Raw genomic sequence first — 24393 nt, forward strand, 5'->3', positions numbered from 1 at the left:
GCTCCTCTTTTTTGGTAACTCGTTATGTCTAACTCTGTTGTTAGGGTAAGTATAAAGGATCAAAACAACTAATTAGTGTCGAAGCGAGTCGAATAATATCTCATTTTTCTAAATTGATTAAATAGTCTCATTTTTTACAATATATTTCATGTGCCTTTGTTAATAAAAAGGTTCCCTTATTCAAAATAAAAAATAGCCGATTTTCCTTTTAAATTCAGAAAATTGGCTATTTCAAACGACTTTTATTTATATATTATATTAAAAATATGTGATTAAAAATGAAGAATTTATACCATTAATTGAACGCCATGCCTTTAAATTTTTTCATTAATTAGGAAAAATAAGCCTTTTTACCCTTACAATTCAATTATTATTCAAGATAGAAGTACTTATTCTCCCCACACGCAAATATATATACCTATACTATTTTATTGATTAAAGTATACTTTAATCATCCAAAGGGTTTAAGCTTTCTTCTCCCGTTAACGATGCAATCATCGAAACTAATAATTCAATCTCTTCTTCCATATCTTTGATGCTCACCGTTTCTACCGGTGAGTGCATATATCTTAAAGGAAGAGAAACAAGCGCTATCGGAACACCTTTACCTGTTAACCTCATTTTATCTGCATCTGTTCCGGTATTGCGTGGTGTAAGCTCATATTGTACGTTCATATTTAATTGGACTGCTGTTTTTTCTAACAGCTGATTTATTTTGCGATTAATCGGTGCACCTTTAGCTAATACAGGGCCTTGTTCCAGACGAATATCACCATATTTATTTGTATTAACTCCAGGATAATCCGTTGCAAATGTTACATCACAAGCTATTGCCATGTCTGGTGCAATTCCTGCCGCAGCAAAATATGCTCCCCCCATATTCGTTTCTTCATTTACTGTACTAGCTGCATATACTCCTACCAGACATCCTGTTTCTTTTAACCGCCTTAAAACTTCTGCTACAATAAAAGCACCAGTACGATTATCGAGTCCACGACCAGCAATATAACGATCTGATAAAATTTCTGGTTCTGTTTTGTAAACGACTAGATCACCAATTTGCACTTGCTCCTCAGCTTCTTTTTTTGTTTTAAACCCGCAATCAATAAATAAATCTTCTAATCCAAAATCATTTTTCAATCCCCCATGATGCTGTGCATTAACACCAATCACACCTGTTATTCTTTTCTTTCCTAATACTGTTACTTTCATACCGACAGCAGCCTTTGGGTTAATGCCTCCCATTTTATCAAAATGCAAAAAGCCATTGTCGTCGATCCGATTGATAACAAGAGCAATTTCATCACAGTGTCCTGCCAGTAACACTTTAAATGATGCCCCAGGATTTAACACACCGATTACGTTTCCAGCATGATCCGTTCTAATTTCATCGGCAAATTTTTTAACATAGTTCATCCACTTTTTTTGAATTTCAACTTCACCACTGGATGGAGATGGAGTTGTTAATAATTCTAATAAAAAATCCTGATTTGCTAGTTCCATACAAAACCCTCCTATATGTATCTATGTTTATCTTATCTTAGCAAAAAAATAATTTACAAGCACTTTTGTTTACCTTTTTTTTAAGTATCGATACACTGTAACATATGTTCTCTTTTCACTTTGAACGGTTCAAGCATTTAGGTAGGAATTTTCCACTTAGACTTATTTGGATCCCTTGGGAAATAAAGACATTAGATGCAAAATAAATCTACTTTAAATAAACAGTATCACAATCAGTAAAAAGGAGTGTATACATATGAAGCTTAACGACTGGTTTGAAAAAGGCCTGCAACCCGATATGTATATTGAATCTATGCAAAATCACAAAGAAAATTTACTTACTATTTACGATAACTTCATCTTGCCAAATGATCAGGCATTTTTTGAAAAAGTGAGGCAAAAAGAGTTGCGGGTTATTGTGCTTACCGAGGATTGGTGTGGCGATGCCATGTTGAACATTCCTATATTATTAAAATTAGCTGAAGCTGCAGAAATAGATGTTCGCATGTTGCTTCGAGATCAAAACCTGAAATTAATGGACCAATACTTAACTAATGGTAAATCCAGATCGATCCCCATCTTTATTTTTATTCATAAAAACGGAAATGAAGTTGCCAAATGGGGACCACGTGCAGATAAAATACAAGCATTTGTCGATGAGGCTAATGCAAAACTACCTGATAAAGAAGCAAAAGATTACCAAGAAAAATTCAAAGAAATGATTTATTTTATGACTCAAACATTTATAAATAATCCATCATTTTGGGATGAAGTTTATCAAAGCTTAAAGCAGTCATTACAACATGCAATCCAATAATTCTCATTGCTCCTCTACCCTGTTAAGACGGTTATAATTGGATTACCCTGTCTATACTAGGTACAGTTAAATGTTAATGAATAAAAGAGATAAACAGCACATAAATGGGGTAGGTGTGTACGATGAGCATTCGTTTAATCAAACAAATTTATTTTAAGTTGCCGATCTTACTTAAAGTATTGATGGTTATATTTTTATTTATGTTTCTTTTTGGTTTTCTTATTCACCTCGTGGAACCAGTTCAATTTCCGAGCATTTTTGATGGCGTTTGGTGGGCTTTTATTACTGGAGCAACGGTTGGTTACGGCGATTTAGTACCTTCGACGCCTGCCGGAAAAATCGTTGCAATTTGTTTAATTTTAACAGGAGGAAGTTTGATTGCTTATTACATTACATCCCTAGCAGCTTCAACTTTCCATCAAGAACAAGAAATGGAAGCTGGAAAAGTAGCATTTAAAGGATATAACCATCTTGTCATTATCGGCTGGAATGAGCGTAGCAGGCAATTGATTAAGATAATTTCTAAATCAAGTCCACAAATTCAAATGGTTCTAATTGATACAACACTGCAGCATGTACCCTTTTCTGATTATCCGGTACACTTTATCAAAGGTGACCCAACAGAAGATCGAATCTTGCAAAGAGCTAATGTTAAGCTTGCAGATCGAGTATTAATTACAGCAGATATTACACGAAGCGAACGCACTTCAGATAACATGTCCATTCTTACGGTAGTAGCTATCCGTGGCAATAATCCTTCTATTCCAATTATTGTAGAAATCATGTCTTCTGCTCAAATTGCCAATGCAAAACGGGCTGGAGCAACAACTATTTTACGATCCAACGATTTCACTAGCACCTTATTCTATCATGAACTTATTCGCCAACCAAATGCACGGCCGTTTGAAGATATCTTCCATTTATTATCGACACAGCAATTTCATCATTCGGTTTTAAATGCTGATATGGAAAAAATGAATTTCGATGAGGTAGCATCTTTACTAAGGAACAAGCAACAAATCTTAATTGGATTTATTCGTAATAACCAATACTATATGAATCCATCTGTAAAATCTCAAATGCAAAACGGAGATTTACTAATTAGTTTCATTCCTTGGGAGAAGTAATGCTTCAACTTTATTTAAACATTCCTTTCCCATCATTACATATTGATCAGGAATGGCTGTATCTGGATCAGTTGGACTCTGAAATTGATTTACCAATCCTTGAATAGCCCCGTTTCCGCTATCTTTATCATTTGCACGTTGATATTGATGTCCCAGTAAAAAAGGTTGCTGCAAACGCACAGTTACTCCCGGAGAGTCCAAGGATCCTGCTACTGTCTCAAATGGAATTCGTAAAAAAAAGTATGTGCCCCGGTCATCTAATTTAATATCAAAATATCCGTGGTCATATTCCCAATTTGAACCAATCACAAACCCTTGAGGTTTTAACTTTTTTTCTAATTCATATAATAGATAGGTTCGATCTGCTAATTTTGACTCTAAAGGAATCATTTTGCCATCTCCTTTCTTTCTTGGTGTTTCTGATTTTAAATAAAATATCTTTCTTATGTTTTGCTACATACTGATTAATATGCTAAAATGTTTTATTGTGTAAAATGAAACGAATTAAAGAAATAGGAGTTGTTCAGCATGACAATTAAATATGAAATTGGACAAGTTTTAGAGGGGAAAGTAACCGGAATTCAACCATATGGTGCTTTTGTAGCATTGGATGATGAAATACAAGGACTTGTACATATTTCTGAAGTAACTCACGGATACGTTAAAGATATTAATGATTATTTATCCGTTGGCGATGAGGTGAAGGTAAAAGTTCTACAAGTGGATGAAGAAAAGAATAAAGTTTCATTATCCATTCGTGCTACAGAAGAAACCCCACAAGTAAAACCAAAGCAGCCTAAGCAAAAACAAGAAGAGTCACAAACAGCTGGATTTAATACATTAAAAGACAAGCTAGAAGAATGGATGAAACAATCCGATTATAAAAAGTAAAAATAAGGCAAACTCGTTGTGATGAGTTTGCCTTATTTTTTTAGCGATCTGCACTTCTTGGATCGCGCTGGTCGGCAAATGCTTCATCTGTTTTAAACAATACCGGTATCATGACCAGCCCGCTTATTCCTACCAATGTATAAATGATTCGGGCAAAGGCTGCATTTTGATCTCCACCAAATATAGCAGCCACCAAGTCAAATTGAAATAAACCGATTAATCCCCAGTTAATAGCACCAATAATGGTGATTGCTAAAGCTGTACGTTGAATTCCATTCATAATTAACCCTCCTTTTCTTTAGTATCTAGGATAGCTTTTGCAAATTAACAATAATTATGCAGTTTCTTTCTTGATTTCCATGCTCCTCTTGGGTAAAGTGAATAATGTAACAAACATTATTCGATTTGTTTTGAGGAGGATATAAACAATGACACATGTAACATTTACGTATAAAAAAGCTCTCCCATTTTTAAGCGAGCAAGAATTGAATAATTTGGAAGGTGCCGTACAAGCTGCTCACGATGCAATACATAATAGAACGGGGGCAGGAAATGACTTTCTCGATTGGCTTGATTTGCCAGAAACCTATGATAAAGAAGAGTTTGAACGAATTAAACAATGTGCTGAAAGAATCCGCAACAACTCAGATATTTTATTAGTTATCGGTATAGGCGGTTCCTACCTAGGCGCACGAGCTGCCCTTGAAATGCTTAACCATTCATTCCAAAGCTACTTGACAAAAGAAGAACGAAACGCCCCACATATTATTTTTGTTGGTCACCATATGAGCTCTACTTATATGCATGATTTAATGGATGTCTTAAAAGGAAAAGACTTCTCAATTAATGTTATTTCCAAAAGCGGAACTACGACTGAACCAGCAATCGCTTTTCGTATTTTTAAACAATTGCTGGAAGAAAAATATGGTGTAGAAGGTGCAAAAGAACGTATTTTTGCAACGACAGATCATAAAAGAGGAGCTTTAAAAGCTTCTGCTGATGAAGCAGGCTATGAAACATTTGTAATCCCTGATGGTGTTGGCGGACGTTATTCCGTATTAACAGCAGTAGGACTTCTTCCAATTGCCGTAAGCGGGATTTCTATTGATGAAATGATGAACGGAGCTCATACAGCTATGAAAGATTTAGCTGAAGCCTCTCTTAAAAATAACCCTAGTTACCAATATGCTGCTGTTCGTAACATTTTGTACAATAAAGGGAAAACAACAGAGCTTTTAATCAATTATGAGCCAAGTCTTCAATATTTTGCAGAATGGTGGAAGCAGTTATTTGGTGAAAGTGAAGGCAAAGATAATAAAGGCCTGTATCCTTCCTCTGCTAATTTTTCAACGGATTTGCATTCACTGGGTCAATACATTCAGGAAGGCCGCCGCAATATTTTTGAAACGGTTCTACATGTTCAAGAACCAAAGCATCATCTGACAGTGGAAAGTGATCCAGTCAATGCGGACGGATTAAACTATCTAGCCGAAAAAACGATTCATGAGATCAATGATAAAGCATTCCAAGGTACGCTCTTAGCTCATACAGATGGAGGAGTTCCTAACCTTGTTGTTGAAATTCCAAAACTGGACGCATATACATTCGGCTATCTTGTTTATTTCTTTGAAAAAGCGTGTGCCATAAGCGGCTACTTACTTGGTGTGAATCCATTTGACCAACCTGGGGTAGAAGCATATAAAAAGAATATGTTTGCCTTATTAGGAAAACCGGGATACGAAGCTGAAAAGAAACAGCTTGAAGAGAGATTATAAAGTGAAACAATCATTCAGTAGGAGTTTTCTTCCATCTCCTACTGAATGATAGGACAACAAGGGTATGATCTAAAAGGCCCTTGAACGAATCGGGCATTTAGGTGCCGTTTTCTCCCACTTAGACCCTTTTGTATCAACTAAAGGCTCTTGAAGCAGGAGTCTTACGGCTCCTTACATGCGGGATAAAAAACAAGAGCCGCTACTTTGAATAAGTATCACTTTATAAGAACAATCAGTATTACTAAAAAAGCATTATAAATGTTTAAAAAATTAGAATCAGGGTACACTAAATAATGTAAGACTTTCTCGTATTCCCCCTGTAAGCAAAGCGCCTCACGCTTTGCTTTTTTTTATCCATCCCAGCTTTCTTAACATAATGAATAAAAAAACGTTGCTCAAATTCCTCCCTTTTTATCCAAGAAGAAGCAAATACAGTTCCAATAGGTGCATACTTAAGCTTAAAGCATTTCGTTTCCAAACCACTAGCCGTAATCAAAGTTTTAATCGCTAAAAAATTTTTCAACTTTCATTGGTTTATTTTTTACGAATGAATGCTTACGAAAAAAATATAAAATGTTATACTGTAAAAAGACTAAGGAAAACTTGACTCAGAGACTGCCAGTTACGCTTTTACTTTCGACATTAAACTTGCAAAACTTATTCCAAGCAAAAAAGAGGAGACTTGATATGAGTATATTTGATATCCAACACAATAGAAAAAATACCAGATCAGTAAAGTGGGATATGCTTGAATCCATTTTTCAAACCGACGATGTGTTACCAATGTGGGTAGCAGATATGGATTTCAAGGCACCTGAACAAGTAAACCAAGCATTAATCGAACGGGCCAAACATGGTATATATGGTTACACCATAATAGATGATGAAGTAAGGACTTCCATTACTAATTGGCTTTCACATAGACATAAATGGGATATACAGAAGAATTGGCTATTATTTAGTCCGGGTGTTGTGACAAGCTTACATATGGCTGTTCAAGCTTTTACTAAACCTGGGGATAAGATTATGATCCAGACACCTGTATATACTCCTTTTTACAAAGTAATTAAAAATCATGGTCGGCAAATTGTCACAAATCCACTTCAATATGGAAATAATTACTATAAAATAGATTTTGCTGATTTTGAGAAAAAACTCACTGAAGGGGTCAATGCGTTTATTCTTTGTTCTCCGCATAATCCAGTGGGGCGAGTTTGGAAAAAAGAAGAGTTGACTGAGATTGCACGATTATGTAAGAAATATGATGTCATTATTATTTCAGATGAAATTCATGGAGATCTAACATTTCCAAATGAAGTGCATATTCCAATTGCCTCACTTTCAGATGAAGTGGCAGATCGAACAATAACATGTATGTCACCTTCCAAAACGTTTAACTTAGCCGGTTTACAGGCTTCTTATATCGTTGTAGCCAATAATAAACTTCGAAAACAATTGAATAACCAATTACTAAAGCAAGGTATTCAAGAATTAAATACAATGGGTAATGTTGCAATAGAAGCCGCTTATAATCATGGAGAAGCTTGGCTTGAAGGATTACGGCAAGTATTAAAAGGTCATAAGGATTATGTTCAGGAAAGTTTTAACAAACATATTCCAGAAATTACTGTAACGAATTCGGAAGGTACGTATTTACTCTGGATTAATTGTAGTTCATTAAATATGGATACTGAAAAGCTAAAGAAATTTATGATTCAAGAGGCTAAAGTAGGACTAAATCCAGGTGTGAATTATGGTGAAGAAGCCGCAACATTTATGCGTATAAATATTGCTTGTCCAAAAGTAACGCTAGAAGAAGGTGTCCGGCGAATCATAACTGCTGTAAAAAGCATAAATAAGAATAGCTAATCATATCCTAGAGAGCTTCTTGTTAAAATGAGGCTCTCTTTATTATAAACAATTTGTTTTCATTAAAGGAATAAGCCTAAACAAAATAAAACTAAGTTACCCTTAAATTTCCTCTATATTATTAATAAGTAACCCACCTGGAATGAAACATAATGGAAAGTAAAGCTCAATTGTTCAGATCGGCCATAATTGAATCAGTACAAACTTTAGCACCTATCACCGTGGGAAGCCATCCTCCCATTCTCTCTATGAAGCCTCACTTATCCTCCATCTGTTCATTATTCTGTGTTGGATCAGACGGTCTTTGAGTATCATTCTCTTTATTCTTTTCGTCAGAACTGGCTAACGTCCCACAAATTATCCGTTCTCCTGAGTCACCTCCAGGTTGGCTCATTCCGTCGTCTTCATTCTGTGTTACAATAATGGACGTCCCTTCCCCAGCTGTTAATGAATTTTTCCCATCCAATAAAGTAGCTTGAGGCAACTTTAATTCTGCATTTACAACCCCCTGTGCATCTGCTTCAATATTTGGCATATCTCCTACATGTGAGCCTTTTGGATGCATTAGACCATGCTCTGCGCCAGTAGGATTAAAGTGGTTCCCTGCAGATTTAAAGTCAGGACCTTCGCACTTAGCATATTCATGCATATGAATGCCATGATATCCTGGAGTCAATCCTTCTATTTTCACTTTCACCTGTACACCGTCTGTTTGTTCATTAAAAGTTGCCGTACCAACCATATCACCTGAGACATTATACATTTCAACTTCTCTGCTTTTTTCATCTTTAGATTGACAGGCGGTGAATAATAACAATATAGATATGAATATTAACAGACGCATAAACTAACTCCTTTTCTCTTTTTACTTTAGCATTACCCAGTAAACGAAAACTACTCATTCATTTTAAAATGTAGAAAACATGACTATTCACGCTTTGTCCTAGAGTAAGTGTTTATCACAAAAAACTTCCAATAGAAAAGAATAAGCGATCGGTTAGCGAAGGAAAAGACGGAGACTCTAACGGGATAAAGTGAAACTTCATTTCGTGGAACGTTTTTCCCACGAAATGTTAGATGAACGAATCGGGCATTTAGGTGCCGTTTCTCTTATAAACTTCGTAAAATAATAACAGATTTTTCAAATGCAAGAAATACGGCTCCTTATATTCGGGATAAAGAAAACATGCCTCTAAAACAAGGTATGCCGACGCCTGAGTGGTAAGCCCGTTTTTATTTAGATTCGAGCGGGTGGTAATTTACCCTAGAAAGAAGAACACAGCTTAAACGCTTAAGCTAAAAGAAACTGCTTTTTAAAAAGTTATGACCATGTAGAAACGGATATTTCTATAAAAAAACCTCTCTAGCTAGAGAGGTATTAATAATGTTTATCTTGGTATTCACTTAACTCTTTATCATACTCCTGTCGAAATTCTTTCTCATCTTTTTTAGATTTCTTATAAATTATATATGTCGTAATTGCTGCTCCAATAAAAAATATAGCTAATGTAATAAATGAAGGAATATACTCCGCTTTATCTTGCGGGAATTCTAATACTGGTATCATTTTTCTCACATCCTCCCCAGTCATTATAACAAACATAGAACCATAACTAAAGTTAGAGATCAATTATTCGTTAAACTGTTCTACTTTTGGCACAATGATAAAAATGATACTATAAGTATATATCACTTTGGGGAGGAGTTTTTTATGGCTGAAGTAGCGATTGGGGAAACCGTTAAAGCTCATTATCGTTCTGGAACATATATTGGAAAAGTGATTGCCGATAAGGGAGATCGGTATGTTATTGAGGTACTTGCTGTTAAAAAGCACCCAATGCAAGGAGACCTTCACCATCCTAATGAAACAGAAGATGTATTTTTTCATCAACGAAAAGCACTGGCATTCCATGAAAAAACAAATGTAAAAAAAGCAGCTGTACATCCTTATACGGAGTCTATACCAGACTATACCACTTCATTAAAACAAGCGGTGGAAGATTATAAAGAAAAGCTATATCAACAGGATTCTGCTTATAATAAAGCAGCACTTTCCTGCTTAGAACAATTGGAAAAGGTTTATTTTAAACACTAAGATTAAATTTACTACAGAGCCAAAGAGATAATTGTTATCTCTTTGGTTTCATTTGAAATCCTTATGCCTCCCTCTTCCAACTCATCATTACCCATCAAGGAAACTCTACAATTATTATAAACCCTTAACCTGAGATCTCCATCATATTCCTTTTGGCAATAAGTTCAATTACTCACCCTTAATAGCAATATACAAAAGTACAATTCATTAATTATTTATAGAAAAAATTTACTTGTAGCTATAGAGATAAAAGAAATGTGAATAATGTATATTCATTTTTAAGTACCACTTTACCTCTTTTTACCAAAATAAAAAAACTGCCAGCATTAACAACTGACAGTTTTAAGAAATGAAAATAACGAATTATTCACCAAGGTGTTCTTTAATTACTTCTTCTATACCTTGGATAGCTTCTTTTTCGTCTGAACCATTAGCAGAAATTTTAATTTGTGCCCCTTTAGGTATTCCCAGAGACATAACACCCATAATCGATTTTAGATTTACAGTTTTGTCATTGTACGTAATTTCTACTTCTGATTCAAATTGACCTGCTTTATTTACCAATAGTGTAGCTGGACGTGCATGTACCCCAGTATCTGCTGTAATTTTAAATGTTTTTTCTGTCATTTTCCTTCATCCTTCCAAAGAATTTATCCAGTGTCTGTGTCCATAAGCAAAGAGGTTATGAAACCATTCGGGAAGTAAAGCTATTTACTCCTCTCGTACTTTTCCTAGCATCATACTCTCCCTGCATAAAAACAAGTTTTATGCAATATTAGTCACTAATACGCTTCCTTCATTTTTTAAACATATTTTTGCTATGCTTGATAAAACGAGGTATTGCTCACTTCTCCAATCGTTCTATGTCTCTTGTTGAACACGTATGATAAGTAAAAGGTTTTCACTAACTCTAAGTGAAAAACTGCACTAGCCTTATTATATACAAAAAATCTATTTTTTGAAACAAAAATGTATCATTTTTAATAAAATACTCCATCTATTTTCGCAGAAGAAATAGAAGCGCGTGTTTCAAAGGGACTCAAGAGAATGCAATGTATCATTTTGACGTACTTTTCGAACATCCTCTACAATTTGTGCTCCTAATTTATCAAATTCAGCTTAACACATAGTTTACAACAAAACAATCAAGAATAAACAAAAAAAAAGTTTTTTTACGTTAACATAAAATATTTAGGCTTAAAAAGTATAAATAAAGTTAAACTTTCTTCATGATTAGCTTTTTCTAAAAGTAGAACAAAGGCGATAAGCGCTTGGTTAGCGTGTATAAACAGACAGAACTTCTGACGAGAAAATATCTACTAAGGAGTGCTTCTCTCTTGAAACAGAAGATCAAATGCTAAGTTTGCAGCGTCCTTGAAAAATCGCGAATTATTGCTATCGTAGTTCTTTCTTGGCCTCGCGATTTTTTCTTGTCCTTTCCGTTCGAACGAATTAGACGTTTAGCTCGTTCTCTCACACTTAAATTTCTTCATATTTTCTATAATACTTGAATTTGGAGTCTTGTAGCACCGGACGCGCTTCGAGTGTGCTGAAAACTAATTGTAAGCTATTTTTTAAAAATAAGTTCACGTATATCTTAGCATTTGTCTTTAGTTAACACTTATGATACCGTTATTTTGAAGACTATAAAGTGGTGTTCAAAAAGGTTCGGTTTGCAATGTATATGCAATTAGAAACATGATCCGCAAAAAATTTGATGCGTCATTTTTACCGGGCTTTTTGAGCATCCTCTCTAACAACTAAATAGGAGGTTATATCATGAGTGTACATATAGGCGCTAAACCGGGCGAAATTGCTGACAAAATTTTATTACCAGGCGATCCACTACGGGCAAAATTCATTGCAGAAACGTTTTTGGAAAATCCAAAGCAATATAACAATGTTAGAGGTATGTTAGGTTTTACAGGAACTTATAAAGGTGAAAAAATTTCTGTACAAGGGACAGGCATGGGGGTACCTTCCATCTCCATTTATGTAAATGAATTAATTCAGAGCTATGATGTGAAAAAACTAATTCGTGTTGGTACGTGTGGAGCGATTCAAAAAGATGTAAAAGTAAGAGATGTTATTCTTGCCCAAGGTTCTACGACAGATTCACAGATGAATCGTATGGTTTTTGGCGGAATCGATTATGCACCTTTAGCAGATTTTGATTTACTAAAAAATGCCTATGAAGCGGGAATTGCAAAAGGGTTAAATCTCAAAGTCGGAAATGTATTCACAAGCGACACCTTTTATCGGGATAACGCTAAAGAAATAAATGAAAAATTAGCTGCTTATAAAGTTCTGGCAATTGAAATGGAAACTACCGCTCTTTATACACTGGCAGCAAAGTTTGACCGTCAAGCATTAGCCGTGCTAACAGTTTCTGATCATATTATAACTGGCGAAGAAACATCAGCCCAAGAAAGACAAACTACTTTTCTAGATATGATGGAAGTTGCTTTAGAAGCGGCAATTCGATAAGTAGTATTTTGTTCCAACCAGCTATTATTAAACACATGCAGTTTTGTCCGATACTGCATGTGTTTTATTTGTTATATAAAATTGTGTAAATACAATTTAATAAAGGGTCATTTCTCCTCCATCTCTATAAACTAATCCTACAGTTTTATTTCTGTTCATCAAATTTTTACTATAATTACTCCTCTTTTTATATACTTCATATTGTTAACCTATTAAAAAACAAGTTGACAATATAGAGTTAACAATCTATTATCTATTATAAGCAGTCATAGTATTCCGATTATACATTAAAATGAGGGGGATTAAAATGAGTAAATTACGAACTACTGATCTTACATACGGAGCAGTTTTTGTTGTATTAATGGCAGTTGGTGCAAATATTACTGCTTGGTTTCCAATGCTCAGCGTTCCAATTGGAGGCGCTGATGTGCCACTATCATTACAGACATTCTTTGCTGTTTTAGCAGGTTTGATGCTTGGAAAAAAACTTGGTAGTTTATCCATGTTTGTATATATGCTTGTCGGAATTGCTGGTGTGCCGATTTTTGCTGGGTTTTCTTCTGGACCTACTATGTTTATCAGCCCTACTGGTGGATTTATTATTTCATTTATATTTGCAGCTTTCTTTACAGGCTGGGTAGTAGATAACTCAGAAAAGAACTACTCCTTTCCACGCTATTGTTTAGCGGCGCTTATAGGTACAGCATTCAATTATCTCATCGGTGTAACTTATATGTATATTGCTTCAAATACATGGATGGAAGTCCCGCTTCCATATACAATAGCTTGGGCTGGAATGATTCCGTTTTTAATTAAGGATCTTATTTTTGCCGGATTAGCAGCATTATTTACAGTGAAAGTCGTTAAGCGAATACCTGTCTTAAATCACGTAAGAGCAAGCTAGAAAAGGAATAGTTAAAAACGTGGCGCTTTTTTTATGCTTACTGCCCCAGCTTGTGATAATATAGCATTATCCAATAACTCATGCATATTGTCTAGTATAAAGCGATTTTCACTTCCTGAGAAAGGATGTTTGACAAAGCATGGAATTATTTTTAAATTTTCCACTGTGGGCAGCCCTTACCGCAATCGTTTTTGCACAAGGTGTCAAAGTTCCTATTGCACTTGTTTTTACAAAAGAATTCAGACCGGATTTAGTATTTAGTACTGGCGGAATGCCAAGCAGTCATTCTGCAGCTGTAGCTGCCTTAACAACAGCTGTAGGAATAGTAGAAGGTGTGGCATCTACCGTATTCGCAATTTCCTGTATCTTTAGTGTTATCATTATGTTTGATGCTACCGGAGTAAGAAGACAAGCTGGTGAACAAGCAATCGTTTTAAACAAACTTATTCGGGATTTTCAATTATTTGTGGATGAAGCAAAAAATTGGCCACACAAAGAGGACTACGAAAAAAGGCAAGAACTAAAAGAATTGCTTGGACATCAACCAATAGAAGTTTTCTTCGGAGGGCTTACAGGAATCGCGGTTGCCCTAATATTGCATACAGTTCTCTATTAAAGCTAAAAAGAACAGCAGTTGTTAAAAAGATTTCTACCCCTTGAGTACTGGTTATGAAATATGTTTTTGCTAGTGCGAACTTAAAGTAAAATTGTATGTGAAGAATAATTTATAAATAAGCGATCATCTTATTGGGAGTTCTGGAATTAATTGAACCCCTATTTTTATTGCTAACTACATTAGAAAAACTTGGCTTATCACCAGTCTTTATGGCCAAAGCTATAGTTTTTCTTATACTATAGCCCCCTAAAAATTTAAAACTTTCTTATAGTATAAAAAATATTACATTTTTTACAATGATTGTCAGCTTTTATAATAAAAGATATGAAATGAATATAGAGTACGTAAAAGTTGAAGTGTTACTACCTGAAGCTTACATTGAAACGATAAGAAATAAAGTGAAACTTCATTCAGTAGGAGTTTTCTTCCATCTCCTACTGAATGTTAGCTTGAACGAATGGGCATTTAGGTGCCGTTTTCTCCCACTTAGACCCTTTTGTATCAACTCAAGGCTTTTGAAGTGGGAGTCTTACGGCACCTTAGATGCGGGATAAATTAAATGAATTAGGAGTTTTGACCATCGGTAACTATGACCACGTTATTTCCTTTTCTCATGTTAACGGATATTGGCGTCCCTTGGAGACAGCCTAACCAGTTCATGGAACGAAGCATAAAATTAAGTTTGGTGTGGAGTGTAAAATGGAATTCAAATGCCCATATAAATATATTACAAAAGTAAATGAGATCATTAAGAAATACCATCCATATGAAGAACCAGTAATTTATATCTATCCTTTGTTAACGTAAGAAGTGCTATCTTAATATTCTATAATTATGCCAAGACAACCTGAAATCCCTTCTTTTCAGCGCCAAAATTTCATGTTTTCTGACGATAAAAAAGCCTCACCAATTTTAAAAAAACCATTAACAGAGGGTTGATTTAAATTAGCGAGACTTCTTCATCGATCAAAACCGTCTATTTTACTAATCAGTAGCTTCAACGTTCAAAAGTTATCCTCCATTTATGCCTTGTCTGAATACTTGTAACGCTTGATTTTCATTTAAATGTTGAAGCTCTTTTTCGGTTAGTTTACCATCACCCTTTTTAATCATATAAACATCTACTTGCTTTTTCCCCCAATGATTATAAACATCATCAATGGTTTCGTAATATAGATCAATCTTATTACCAGTTATAGCGCTTCCTTTATCTGCAACCACCCCAAAACCATACCCAGGGATGAAAAGAATTGTCCCAAGAGGAAAGATGGTTAAATCTGCTGCGATAGTAGAATACAAGTCTCTTTTCACTTTAACTCCAGAATACGTAATTCCATATTCAGGATGATCTGGTGTTTTTCCTGTTGACTCTGCACCTGCAGTATAACCAGTTGCTAACACAGTTTGACTAGGGTATTGTTGATAATTAACAACTTCTTCCAAAGTCTCTGCACCATCTATTTGTTCACTCGAAATATTTAACTGCTTCTGCTCTCTATGATTAAATTCTTTTTCTGATAATTCTGTTTCTCTAGAAGTGACATCATCTCTTACTTTATGCTCCGTTATTTTCAATGTTTGTAGAATCTCTGGTTTTTGGTAATGCCAAAGCTTTGCTGCATGAGTATTGTCCGGCATAAAAACTCCAACCACAATAAACATAACAATTATCAATAGAAATAAACTTAAATTTTGAATGAAATTTTGGATTTTCATGATTAACACCTCTTTGGATGTCATCATTTCCAATCTACAAAATTTTATTCATCATTCTATTAAAACATTTGATATCCGCTTTTTCTTAGTAGTCTAATAACTATACCGGACACGATCGTTCCAACAAAACCTGCAGCTAAGATTGAAATATCTATAATCGTAATTTCAGCTAAACGATTCGCCAACTTCGAAAATGCTTCTCCCGGTGCTGAGAAATAATCCCAAGTTGGAATATTGTCTATAATAATGGCAACAACAAAAGGATATACAATTGTCATGAGCCATGTCGTACGTAACAGCATATTTAAAATAAAAGCAATACCAAAAAAGATAACAAAATACAATAAGATAGATACAATTAGCTGAATCAATTCATTTTCTCCCTTCAAATAAGTACCCTTCCCGTACTATGATGCAAGATTACTCTCTATTTGTCCAATTTGCCCCTTTTCATTTTAAATGAAGTTTGAATAAAAGTGCAAGCACTCCGTTTAGCGCCGTACAAACGGCAGAATTTCTGATGTGAGATAAAGGGAAGCTTCATTCAAGGAGTACTTTTCTCCTTGAAAAATCGCACAGAAAGAAGATCACGTTATGCTAGGCGATATTCATTTTCAAAAAAGGTATCCACAAGGTAGAAATAATTTCAATTAGAAATACTTGCTCTCTTACTAACCACGCAGTTAAGACATGATTCATTATTTTATGTTTCAAACCAAATTCAGGTACTAAAAAAGCAAAAATACAACCGTACCTTTGCTTTTCTTATCTGTTAATGAAAAATATTAAATTTTCCTTTTTTCATTAATAAGCGAATTCCGCCTAACTTAAATAAGTAACGATTATCAATGATTTTTTTCATCACTGTAGCTTTCCGACCAAGAATTATTTTGTCGTTGAAAATTATCCCCATGGCATCATTGTGTCCTAATGAGGCGACGGTTCCAAGAATATTTGGCTTAAATACTTCCATTTCCTCATTCCGGATGTATGCTCGAACATTATACGAAACCACTTCGGATTCTTGAATCGCCATTTGTGCTGTAGGAGGATAGGGATTACCATGTTCTAAATCCATAATTAAAGCGCAATCACCAATAACAAAGACATCTTCATATTCAGGACAACGCATATCATTATTCACTTCAATCTTGCCACGATTTGTTTTAAATCCAGATTTCTCTATGATAGAATTAGCTCGTACTCCTGCTGCCCAAACGATGGTATTGGTATGTATTTTTGCTGGTAACCCATTCTTTTCAAATAAGACACTAGATGATGTACATTCTTTTAAAAATGCACCCGTAATAAATTCAACACCACGTGATTCCAAAGAATTCATAGCATACTCCGCTAATTGTTCATCAAATCCTGGTAAAATAGTTGGAGCACCCTCAATATTAATCATTTGCACTAACTGTTTATCAATATCATAATTTTTACAAAGTTCATCTACTCGATTAGCTAATTCTCCTAGAAACTCAACACCAGTAAACCCGCCACCGCCAACCACAATAGTTAACCGGGCTGGATCTTTTTTCACATCATTGTGATAACTTGCAAAATTATGCTCAATATGGTCACGAATAGAGCAAGCACTATTAATATTATCAATAGTAAAAGCATGCTCTTCTAAACCAGGAATACCAAAGGTAGCAACTTCAAAACCTAGTGCAATAACAAGCACATCATAATGTAATACACCATTTTCTAGTTGGACCTGCTTTTTTTTCGGATTGATTAAGATTACTTTATCTTGAATAAAGTTAACTCTATTGGGGTTAATAATATCTTTAATTTGAATTTTAGTGCGCTCATGAGGTAATGTGCCGGCTGCGTTTTCATGTAGCCAAGTTGTTTGATAATGGTAATCGTTCATATTCACTAAGGTTATATTCGCTTCATCAGCACGTAATGACTTTTGTAATTGAACCGTAGTCATCATCCCACCATAACCAGCACCTAAGATGACTATGTTTGGTTTTCCCACGCTTATCACTTCCATTTATTCCTTTTTTTGTAAATTGTGATCTTTTTCACTTGACACCACTAAGAAAAACTTGGCACGCTGCCAAGCAATAATCTTTATAGAATAATAGAATTATTTCATATGTCACACAATTGTAATATGGTTCCCTTGTTATAGTAGCTCTTTTCGCTTTACTTTTCAACCCCATCTGCTTTTTAATTATTATTAGATTTTTCTTAATCAAAAGTTAATGATAAGCTGAGTACATTAATATTCTATTACAGTCGATTTATGATACTATAAAAAGTGGTGCAAAGTTTATATCAAATGGAGGTAATCGTCGTGACAAATGAAGTTTATGATGTCACCATTATTGGCGCAGGACCAGTTGGTTTGTTTACTGCATTCTATGGCGGTTTGCGCCAAGCGAGTGTGAAGATCATTGAGAGCTTACCACATACTGGTGGGCAGTTAACTGCTCTTTATCCAGAAAAATATATATATGATATTGCAGGTTTTCCCAAAATAAGAGCCCAGGAGTTAATTGATAACCTGGAAGAACAAGTCAGCATGTTCCATCCAACCATTGTTTTAGAACAAGCAGTAGAACAGGTAGAACGCCTAGAGGACGGTACATTAAAATTAACTACTGATAAAAAAGATGTTCATTACACAAAAACAATGATTATTACCGCTGGAAACGGTGCTTTTCAACCACGAAAATTAAACGTAAGCAATTGCGATCAATTTGAGGGAGTTAATTTGCATTACCATGTAAAAGACATGAGTAGCTATAAGGACCAGCATGTTCTCTTACTTGGCGGCGGTGATTCGGCTGTTGATTGGGCGCTAATGCTAGAGCCCATCGCTAAAAAGGTAACACTTGTCCATCGTCGTGATAAATTTCGAGCTCATGAGCATAGTGTGGAAAAATTATATGCATCCAATGTAGACGTCCTTACCCCTTTTGTTCCTACAGACATTATAGGTGATGAGCGAATTGAAAGAGTTATTCTTGAAGAAGTTAAGGGAGAACGCAAACTAGAGATGGAAGTCGATTCAGTCTTGTGTAATTATGGTTTTGTCTCTACACTTGGCCCAATTAAAGATTGGGGTTTAGAAATTGAGCGTAATAGTATTGTAGTAAATTCCAAAATGGAGACAAATATCCCAGGCATTTATGCTGCAGGCGATATTTGTACGTATGAGGGAAAAGTAAAATTAATAGCAACCGGATTTGGTGAAGGACCTACTGCGATCAACAATGCAAAACATTATATTGATCCAAAAGCAAGGATACAGCCGAAACACTCAACTAGTATGTTTTAAGCCTGAACTGAGTTCTAAGCGTGCCATAGTAGTAATCTTTTGAATTCATACCGACAAGTGCTTAAGCGCTTGGTTAGCGACGTACAAACTGGAGATCATCTGAAGCGATAAAGGCAACATGCCCTAAAAAAAGGGTATGCCGATGCCTGAGCAACAGCATGCTTATAGTCTAGTCTGCCTTCCTTTAGATTCAATCCAATGTTGACTTATCGTAGGAGAAGAGGGAAGTTTGCTAGCGGCACGAGCACTTAAACTGGGCGATGCTACTTTTTTAGAAAAACTTGGCTCGTCGCCAAGTCTTTACGGCGAAAGCTATCGTTTTTCTTATACGATAAAGTGAAACTTCATCCCGTGGAATGCTTTTTACACGGAATGTTAGTACCTTAAAGGTATGACCTAAAGGCCCTTGAACCAATCGCGCATTTAGGTGCTGTTTTCTCCCGCTTTGACCCTTTGCACGAACTCAGGACTTGAAGTGGGAAACTTACGGCACCTTACATGCGGGATAAACCCTAAAATTTTATACTTTCCTATAGATAAAAAAGGAACGGATATCATTTTCTATCACCAAAAAACTAGGCTCAACTAGCCTAGTTTTTTATAACTTTATACAAATTAGCAATCGCCTGGGGTTCCGACTTTATCCTTTGTCCTAAATGAAGAACCACATCCACAGGATATAATAGCGTTTGGGTTATCAATACTAAATCCCCCGCCCATCAAATTCTGCTTAAAATCTATCGTTGTTCCTTTAATAATTGGAATATCTTGATTGTTTAAAACGACAGGAATTCCATTTATTTCTTCGACTGTATCCAATTCCTCGTTGATTTCATATTCAAAACCAAGTGAATAGGATAATCCACTACATCCACCGCCTTTTACCCCAAAGCGAAGATATACGCCGTCTGACTCTTCTTTCATCATATCTTGAATTTGCTGTCTTGCATAGTCAGTAATCGTGATTGTCATAGCTTGGATTTCTCCTTTCATAAGTGGTTACCTTTCAGTATATACCCTTATTACTACTAGTTCAACTTTACAGTTTTCTTTATTTCCTTTCATAATAAACGCCGGAAGCAATGGTTTCAGCCCCGCCAGTCATCCAAACATTCCCATCTTTATCCCATTTTATTAACAAATCTCCTCCTGGCAAATGTACGGTGATTTCTTTATCTCTAGTTAGATAATTATTTAATACGCCAGCAACTACAGAAGCACATGCACCTGTCCCACATGCTTGAGTAATACCAGAACCTCTCTCCCACACACTGAAATTAACTTCTGTTGGCGAAATTACTTCAATAAATTCCACATTAACTCCTAGAGGAAAACGGGGATCCTTTTCAATTAATGGACCGAGTTTTTCTACTTGTGCATTATCTATCTTTTCGACAAAAAACACGGCATGTGGATTCCCCATAGAAACAGCTGTTAATATCAGTTCTTCGTCATTAATGATAAAAGGTTCCGAAATAACCTGCTGGTTTATTTCACCTTGCATAGGAACATCTTGTCGGCTGAGTAAAGGTTCTCCCATATTAATAGTCACCAAATCTACGTTTCCATCTGTAACATTTACTTCCGCTTCGACAATATTCGCTTTAGTTTCGATTTTAAATTGCTTTTTACTTACGATTCCCTGCTCATAGACATACTTCGCTGTACATCTTAATCCATTTCCACAACTTAGACCTTCCGAACCATCCTTATTAAATATCCGCATACCGACATCTGCTTTTTTACTCGGATGGATGATAATCAATCCATCTGAGCCAATGCCTGTATTTACATTGGCAACACGCTTTGCCAATCCAGATAATTTACTTTCTTCCACTTGATTTGTAAAAAAATCGATATAAATATAGTTATTTCCTAGTCCATGCATTTTAGTAAATGGTAGTTGCATCTGTCTCGTCCTCATTTCTCTTCTGCTCGTAATGGTAAATTATTTTTATCTAACGCCCTATAAATGGGTTTTAACCTTGGAATACCCTCAGCTACTACCTTATCATTTACAAGAACAAGTGGATAGAATAGATCTCCCTGTATGATGCGTTTTGCAAATGAATGATGTTTCCCTATATTTGGAGGCTGTTCTATGTCAATGTATTCAAATGTAACCGAATCGGTACTGTATTTTCTTCCTACTGCCGCCTGTAACCACTCATACGTATCTTTTGCGTTTGGTGCTCCAACGCAACTAGCACATACTTGCTCTGCTCCATAAACAGTAATTGTAATCTGACTCATGCCCTTCCCTCCGCTACTCTGATATCTTTTATTTTACAAAAAGTTGGATCAAAGTTAAAATAAAAATGATTATAGTACCTGCTCAAAGGGTATAAAAAAGACTCGAGGCTGGCTAAGTTCTTAGGCATCCTTAAAAAAGCAGTATGCTTTTTCGACAACTAGCGTTAATATGATTGTAATTCTGACTGAAGAATCGGTCATAATAACCACACCTTTCACAACGTGTAGTATATTGCTGACGAAGTATACTTTGTCCTATTGCAACACTGATACTAGGATGTCTGTTTCAGGTAGCTTAATTTCAAGTAGCGCAGTATATGCTGTTAGATAAGCAAGACGAAGCTACTTTTCAAAAAAGTTATCCACTAGGAACAAATATAATTTCCTAGATAACGAAGAATTCTATCCCCCATTTTTACCTGACCTCTTGAACCTCCTCTTACACGTGATTGCGGTCATGGATTTTTTAGATAATCCGTTTTATAATAGATAATAAGAAAGGAGAAGATGGATAATGCGTGAACAAGTACAGGAAGTATTAAACAAATTACGTCCATTCTTGCTGCGAGATGGTGGCGATGTGGAATTAATTGATGTTGATGAAAATGGCATTGTGCTTCTTCGTCTCATGGGTGCTTGCGGAAATTGCCCTAGCTCAACCATTACCTTAAAAGCAGGAATTGAACGTGCCCTTATGGCCGAAGTACCCGGTGTAACTGAGATTGAACAAGTATTCTAAATGTACTCATGAATATTCATAGAGAACCAAAGCTTATGTGCCTTGGTTGTTCAGCCCAGCCCAATAAAGACTAGTGTTTCTACGAAGATACTTACCCATCCAGGATAGGGCTAACGCGCTGAAGCTGAATATAGGTAAATCTTATACAAAAATGATCACAATAAAAAGAAGGCTTCCAACAAAGGAACACCTTCTTTTTTGTTTCTTAAATTGCAAACGAACTCATCTGCACTTTACTCAACTGGAGTTCGTGGTCGCTTACCACTTAATACACGTGTAACATTTTCTAAACAAAGCTTCCACATGTTCGTCCTTGTTTCTACACTTGCTGATCCAATATGCGGAAGTGCAACAACATTCCTCATTTGAAGCAAAGGATGATCCTTCGGAAGCGGCTCTTTAGAAAAAACATCTAACCCGGCTGCTGCAATTTGTTCTTCTTTTAGGGCTTGTATTAAAGCTGCTTCATCAACTACCCCTCCCCGAGATATGTTGATAAAGATAGCTGAATGTTTCATCATGCCAAAAGCATCAGCATCAAACATATTCCTTGTTTCATCGGTTAGGGGAACAACAGACACAACAAAATCTGCCTCACTTAATAATTCATTAAGTCCTAAAAATGTAACCCCCAGTTTTTCTTCTGCTATTTCGTCTCTAGATCGATTGTGATATATAATATTCATCGAAAATCCTTTAGCTCGCCTTGCAATTGCTTTTCCTATTCTTCCCATACCAACAATGCCAATCGTTTTATTATAGACGTCCGTTCCTGCCAATAAATAAGGAGCCCAGTGCTGCCATTTTCCCTGTTTAATGAAATCATTAGCCTCTAGTAGTCGCCTTGCTGTAGCCATCAATAATCCAAAACCTAAATCGGCCGTCGTTTCAGTTAATACATCGGGTGTATTAGTTATAATGATATTCCTCGCTTTCGAAGCATGAATATCAATGTTATCATAGCCCACAGCTAAATTGGCGATCACTTGTAAACGTTGTACGTTGCCTAAAAAAGCATCATCTATTTCTTCGGTTAACATACAAATTAGACCATCCGCATGTTTTGCATCTTTTATTAATACTTCTCTTGGTACTGGAGTTTCTTCTTTTTCCCAGCAGATGAACGTAAACTGCTCCTGATAAGGTTTTAATAATTTTGCCGGGATGCTTCTTGTAATATAGATTGTCGGCTTATTCATCTTCTTCCCCTCCATCATCGCAAATGTCTAATAACTGTTTTTATGTTTAGAAAGATATTGTTTTAAAGCCAGTGTAACACAGGAATCTGAAGATGTTTACAATCTATATTTGCCCAGTCAAAGAATTGGCTAACATGCTTTTCATATTTCGCCTGAAGTTGTAATAAATGGTGTAACTGATCATTAGCATCTATTTGTTGTTCCGTTAAATTTCGTTCCAAACAATCAAATAGATGGATAGGAAAGAGCAATCTAGCATACACTAAACGCCAGGTAAATATAGAAAGCGGTCGTACGGTTTCATAATCTCGCAAAAACTGGATTGTTCCCTGTTTGGGGTCATCCTGCAAAAACTGTTGACGTAAAAATTCAGCAATATCTCTAGCAGGATGGTCATAAACTAATTCCAGCGGCCACATGACTGATTGGTACAGCTGATCTGAATATCTTCGGAAAGCGATGGTACCTTGGTCAGCCTCGTGGAAGCGTAACTCTTCTTCACTTTCTCGAATATATTGAATTGCATTTTCACTTACACCAATAAAATAAGGTAAGGTATCCATAACCAATCGATAATAAGCATTTGGATTACCTTGGGCTGCTTTTTCCAGATTTTGCTCTAATGCTGTAACCTTATCTATCCATAGCTGCTTCCATTGTCCATAACTGGAAATTGCTTTGGGCTCATAAGTATAGGCACTGCCAATCTGATGAAATTGCGCTAATATCGTTCCACTGGATATACTTGGGGAGTACGATTGATCACTTCCTTGAATAACCATGTATTTAGTGTTTTGATGAGAGGTAAGCCACTCTCCTTGTTGATTACGGATAGGAATAGCCATATTACTATAGGAGCTCTCTTTTAAATAATAAGCTAAAACCGATTGCTCCATATGTATAATTTCATTGTTTTCCACAGAAGTGATAAAATAAATATATCGTTCTGCTTGGTAACATTCCTTCCCATCAACCCAACGCTTTGTTTCGGGACGAACATTATAATTTTCATAAAGCCAGGTACTGAATGACAATGAACTTACCCCCTTATCATTTTATCTCGTTAAAAACCTTCAACAGTGAGTGCTGAATAATTTTAATCGA

The 24393-nt window shown here is 35.7% G+C and carries 25 protein-coding genes; 11 read left to right on the forward strand and 14 right to left on the reverse strand.

The window, feature by feature from the left end; translation table 11 throughout:
• Window positions 1-447: 447 nt before the first annotated feature.
• Window positions 448-1503 (reverse strand): M20/M25/M40 family metallo-hydrolase, encoded by a 1056-nt coding sequence (locus JNUCC74_RS12420; protein WP_454065588.1) that lies wholly within the window; start codon window positions 1501-1503, stop codon window positions 448-450.
• A 256-nt stretch (window positions 1504-1759) separates the two neighbouring features.
• Between JNUCC74_RS12420 and JNUCC74_RS12425 the strand changes: the two genes are divergently transcribed.
• Both JNUCC74_RS12425 and JNUCC74_RS12430 read left to right on the forward strand, forming a co-directional pair.
• The gene (locus JNUCC74_RS12425; protein WP_454065589.1) at window positions 1760-2320 is read left to right on the forward strand and encodes a thioredoxin family protein; all 561 of its coding nucleotides are present in this window, start codon (window positions 1760-1762) and stop codon (window positions 2318-2320) included.
• 122 nt (window positions 2321-2442) lie between these two features.
• The gene (locus JNUCC74_RS12430) at window positions 2443-3447 is read left to right on the forward strand and encodes a potassium channel family protein (protein ID WP_454065590.1); all 1005 of its coding nucleotides are present in this window, start codon (window positions 2443-2445) and stop codon (window positions 3445-3447) included.
• Here JNUCC74_RS12430 and JNUCC74_RS12435 read toward each other — a convergent pair.
• The gene (locus tag JNUCC74_RS12435) at window positions 3418-3837 is read right to left on the reverse strand and encodes a YugN family protein (protein ID WP_077317698.1); all 420 of its coding nucleotides are present in this window, start codon (window positions 3835-3837) and stop codon (window positions 3418-3420) included. The genes JNUCC74_RS12430 and JNUCC74_RS12435 overlap by 30 nt on opposite strands.
• Window positions 3838-3975: 138 nt before the next feature.
• On the opposite strand from JNUCC74_RS12435, the gene yugI reads away from it, so the two are divergent.
• Window positions 3976-4338 (forward strand): S1 domain-containing post-transcriptional regulator GSP13, encoded by a 363-nt coding sequence (gene yugI / locus JNUCC74_RS12440; RefSeq protein WP_454065591.1) that lies wholly within the window; start codon window positions 3976-3978, stop codon window positions 4336-4338.
• Between the two features lie 40 nt (window positions 4339-4378).
• On the opposite strand, the gene JNUCC74_RS12445 is transcribed toward yugI, so the two are convergent.
• Window positions 4379-4618, reverse strand: a complete 240-nt coding sequence (locus JNUCC74_RS12445) for a DUF378 domain-containing protein (RefSeq protein WP_077317700.1) — start codon at window positions 4616-4618, stop codon at window positions 4379-4381.
• A gap of 148 nt (window positions 4619-4766) precedes the next feature.
• On the opposite strand from JNUCC74_RS12445, the gene JNUCC74_RS12450 reads away from it, so the two are divergent.
• A complete protein-coding gene (locus JNUCC74_RS12450) occupies window positions 4767-6113 on the forward strand; it encodes a glucose-6-phosphate isomerase (RefSeq protein ID WP_454065592.1) in 1347 nt (448 codons plus the stop codon).
• A gap of 687 nt (window positions 6114-6800) precedes the next feature.
• A complete protein-coding gene (locus tag JNUCC74_RS12455) occupies window positions 6801-7982 on the forward strand; it encodes a MalY/PatB family protein (protein WP_454065593.1) in 1182 nt (393 codons plus the stop codon).
• A 256-nt stretch (window positions 7983-8238) separates the two neighbouring features.
• On the opposite strand, the gene JNUCC74_RS12460 is transcribed toward JNUCC74_RS12455, so the two are convergent.
• Together JNUCC74_RS12460 and JNUCC74_RS12465 are read right to left on the reverse strand one after the other, a co-directional pair.
• Window positions 8239-8826, reverse strand: a complete 588-nt coding sequence (locus JNUCC74_RS12460) for a superoxide dismutase family protein (protein ID WP_454065594.1) — start codon at window positions 8824-8826, stop codon at window positions 8239-8241.
• 534 nt (window positions 8827-9360) lie between these two features.
• Window positions 9361-9549, reverse strand: a complete 189-nt coding sequence (locus JNUCC74_RS12465) for a hypothetical protein (protein ID WP_077317704.1) — start codon at window positions 9547-9549, stop codon at window positions 9361-9363.
• A gap of 144 nt (window positions 9550-9693) precedes the next feature.
• Between JNUCC74_RS12465 and JNUCC74_RS12470 the strand changes: the two genes are divergently transcribed.
• The gene (locus tag JNUCC74_RS12470; protein ID WP_077317705.1) at window positions 9694-10077 is read left to right on the forward strand and encodes a kinase-associated lipoprotein B; all 384 of its coding nucleotides are present in this window, start codon (window positions 9694-9696) and stop codon (window positions 10075-10077) included.
• A 363-nt stretch (window positions 10078-10440) separates the two neighbouring features.
• Here JNUCC74_RS12470 and JNUCC74_RS12475 read toward each other — a convergent pair whose 3' ends face one another.
• Window positions 10441-10704, reverse strand: coding sequence for a phosphocarrier protein HPr (locus tag JNUCC74_RS12475; RefSeq protein ID WP_077317706.1), 264 nt, complete (start codon window positions 10702-10704; stop codon window positions 10441-10443).
• A 1152-nt stretch (window positions 10705-11856) separates the two neighbouring features.
• On the opposite strand from JNUCC74_RS12475, the gene deoD reads away from it, so the two are divergent.
• The 3 genes from deoD (at window position 11857) to JNUCC74_RS12490 (ending at window position 14084) form a co-directional block, all read left to right on the forward strand.
• The gene (gene deoD, locus JNUCC74_RS12480) at window positions 11857-12564 is read left to right on the forward strand and encodes a purine-nucleoside phosphorylase (RefSeq protein ID WP_454065595.1); all 708 of its coding nucleotides are present in this window, start codon (window positions 11857-11859) and stop codon (window positions 12562-12564) included.
• Window positions 12565-12871: 307 nt separating this feature from the next.
• Window positions 12872-13468: a biotin transporter BioY gene (locus JNUCC74_RS12485; RefSeq protein WP_454065596.1), complete on the forward strand. Its 597-nt coding sequence runs from the start codon at window positions 12872-12874 to the stop codon at window positions 13466-13468.
• A gap of 139 nt (window positions 13469-13607) precedes the next feature.
• Window positions 13608-14084 carry a divergent PAP2 family protein gene (locus JNUCC74_RS12490; RefSeq protein WP_454065597.1) on the forward strand — a complete coding sequence of 159 codons (477 nt, stop codon included), beginning with the start codon at window positions 13608-13610 and terminating at the stop codon, window positions 14082-14084.
• A gap of 1011 nt (window positions 14085-15095) precedes the next feature.
• On the opposite strand, the gene JNUCC74_RS12495 is transcribed toward JNUCC74_RS12490, so the two are convergent.
• From JNUCC74_RS12495 to JNUCC74_RS12505, 3 genes are all read right to left on the reverse strand, one after another.
• Window positions 15096-15800, reverse strand: coding sequence for a 3D domain-containing protein (locus tag JNUCC74_RS12495; protein WP_454065598.1), 705 nt, complete (start codon window positions 15798-15800; stop codon window positions 15096-15098).
• Between the two features lie 59 nt (window positions 15801-15859).
• Window positions 15860-16171 (reverse strand): YuiB family protein, encoded by a 312-nt coding sequence (locus tag JNUCC74_RS12500; protein WP_077317967.1) that lies wholly within the window; start codon window positions 16169-16171, stop codon window positions 15860-15862.
• Between the two features lie 401 nt (window positions 16172-16572).
• On the reverse strand, window positions 16573-17790 hold the full coding sequence (locus tag JNUCC74_RS12505; protein ID WP_454065599.1) for an NAD(P)/FAD-dependent oxidoreductase: 1218 nt from the start codon (window positions 17788-17790) through the stop codon (window positions 16573-16575).
• 321 nt (window positions 17791-18111) lie between these two features.
• Here JNUCC74_RS12505 and JNUCC74_RS12510 point away from each other — a divergent pair, with 321 nt between their 5' ends.
• The gene (locus JNUCC74_RS12510) at window positions 18112-19098 is read left to right on the forward strand and encodes an NAD(P)/FAD-dependent oxidoreductase (protein WP_454065600.1); all 987 of its coding nucleotides are present in this window, start codon (window positions 18112-18114) and stop codon (window positions 19096-19098) included.
• Window positions 19099-19713: 615 nt separating this feature from the next.
• On the opposite strand, the gene JNUCC74_RS12515 is transcribed toward JNUCC74_RS12510, so the two are convergent.
• The 3 genes from JNUCC74_RS12515 to JNUCC74_RS12525 form a co-directional block, all read right to left on the reverse strand.
• Complete coding sequence (locus JNUCC74_RS12515) at window positions 19714-20070, reverse strand: HesB/IscA family protein (RefSeq protein ID WP_454065601.1); 357 nt, start codon at window positions 20068-20070, stop codon at window positions 19714-19716.
• A 79-nt stretch (window positions 20071-20149) separates the two neighbouring features.
• On the reverse strand, window positions 20150-21007 hold the full coding sequence (gene dapF, locus JNUCC74_RS12520) for a diaminopimelate epimerase (protein WP_454065602.1): 858 nt from the start codon (window positions 21005-21007) through the stop codon (window positions 20150-20152).
• 11 nt (window positions 21008-21018) lie between these two features.
• Entirely contained in the window at window positions 21019-21351 is a 333-nt protein-coding gene (locus tag JNUCC74_RS12525; RefSeq protein WP_454065603.1) for a YuzD family protein, read from the reverse strand.
• Window positions 21352-21865: 514 nt separating this feature from the next.
• On the opposite strand from JNUCC74_RS12525, the gene JNUCC74_RS12530 reads away from it, so the two are divergent.
• A complete protein-coding gene (locus JNUCC74_RS12530; protein WP_050350380.1) occupies window positions 21866-22090 on the forward strand; it encodes a NifU family protein in 225 nt (74 codons plus the stop codon).
• A gap of 233 nt (window positions 22091-22323) precedes the next feature.
• Here JNUCC74_RS12530 and JNUCC74_RS12535 read toward each other — a convergent pair whose 3' ends face one another.
• Both JNUCC74_RS12535 and JNUCC74_RS12540 read right to left on the reverse strand, forming a co-directional pair.
• A complete protein-coding gene (locus tag JNUCC74_RS12535; RefSeq protein ID WP_454065604.1) occupies window positions 22324-23289 on the reverse strand; it encodes a 2-hydroxyacid dehydrogenase in 966 nt (321 codons plus the stop codon).
• 62 nt (window positions 23290-23351) lie between these two features.
• Window positions 23352-24323: a hypothetical protein gene (locus JNUCC74_RS12540; RefSeq protein WP_454065605.1), complete on the reverse strand. Its 972-nt coding sequence runs from the start codon at window positions 24321-24323 to the stop codon at window positions 23352-23354.
• Window positions 24324-24393: the final 70 nt, after the last annotated feature.

It is taken from the genome of Cerasibacillus sp. JNUCC 74 (genome assembly GCF_053667775.1).